The organism is Treponema endosymbiont of Eucomonympha sp. (assembly GCF_001028545.1).
This window is the reverse complement of the sequence record NZ_BBPW01000159.1, coordinates 1-1,360: the sequence shown is the minus strand read 5'-3', so window position 1 is coordinate 1,360 and position 1,360 is coordinate 1. Positions and strand designations below refer to the sequence as shown.

Here is a 1,360-nt window from a genome sequence, read left to right as displayed (position 1 = left end):
TGGAGACCCAATGCAGATAATACCGTTTTCATCAAGGTTGTCAAAATTTTTTTCATTTATATTTGGAATGTCGCGGGTGATTTTTTCGGGACCAAGTTTCGTCTCACGCACTTCGGTGATAAACTCTTTGATATGGACAGAAGTAAACATATCTTCTTTCACCACACGCTGTGAAATAAGAATGGCATCTTCGTAGTTATATCCATTCCATGGCACAAAACCGACAAGGATATTTCGACCAAGCGCAAGTTCGCCGTTAAATGTTGCCGGACCGTCGGCAAGTAGTGTGCCTTTTTCAACCGAATCTCCCACTCCAACCACTGGACGCTGATGATAGCATGTATCTTGGTTTGTCCGTTGATATTTCAAGAGCGGATATTCATCAAATACTCCCATTTCCACTTTATCTGGACTTACTACTACGGTATTCGACGTAACTCGCACGACTTTACCCCCGCGTCTTGCCTTGACAAGCACGCCCGAATCGTAGGCACATTTCTCTTCCATGCCAGTACCCACACGAGGAGGTTCTGGAAACAAAAGAGGTACTGCTTGTCGTTGCATGTTTGACCCCATAAGCGCACGATTTGCATCGTCATGCTCCAAAAATGGCACGAGTGCGGCAGATACAGAAATAATTTGCTTCGGCGATACATCCATATACTGTATGTCATTAGGATTCCGTATCGTGTAATCACCGTGCCTACGGCAAGAAATCTGGTTTGTCGAAAAGGTACCGTCGCTATTCACGTCCACAGTCGCCTGTCCGATATAGTATTTATCTTCTTCTATTGCTGAAAGATAATCGACACGGTCAGTTGCCTTGCCGTTTTCAATCCAGCGGTAGGGTGTTTCAAGGAATCCGTATTCGTTCACGCGCGTATAAATTGCAAGCGACACAATAAGTCCAATGTTCGGACCCTCCGGCGTTTCAATCGGGCACATTCTGCCATAATGAGTATAATGTACATCACGCACTTCAAAGCCGGCACGGTCACGAGAAAGCCCTCCCGGGCCGAGCGCGTTCAAGCGTCGTTTATGCGTCAGTTCGGCAAGCGGGTTCACTTGATCCATGAACTGCGACAATTGGCTTGACCCAAAAAATTCTTTTACCAATGTTACGACGGGTTTAATCGAAATTAAATCTTGAGGTTTTACCGTTTCGATTTCTTTTAACCCCATGCGCTCCTTTGCGATTCGCTCTATCCGAGCGAACGCAGTTTTAAGTTGATTGGTCATTAGTTCTCCGACCGAACGCACGCGACGGTTTCCTAAATGGTCAATATCATCCAATGGTGCATCGCCAATATATACCTTTGTTAAAAATTTCATCGTTTGAACGATATCGTCTTTCACTAAT

At 45.1% G+C, this 1,360-nt stretch carries 1 protein-coding gene; it reads right to left on the bottom strand.

All coding sequences use genetic code 11. The annotated features are described in order from the left end of the window. Nucleotides 1-1,360, bottom strand: a 1,360-nt coding sequence (locus AWU74_RS05550) for a DNA-directed RNA polymerase subunit beta family protein (protein WP_498067483.1), incomplete at both ends; no start/stop codon positions are given.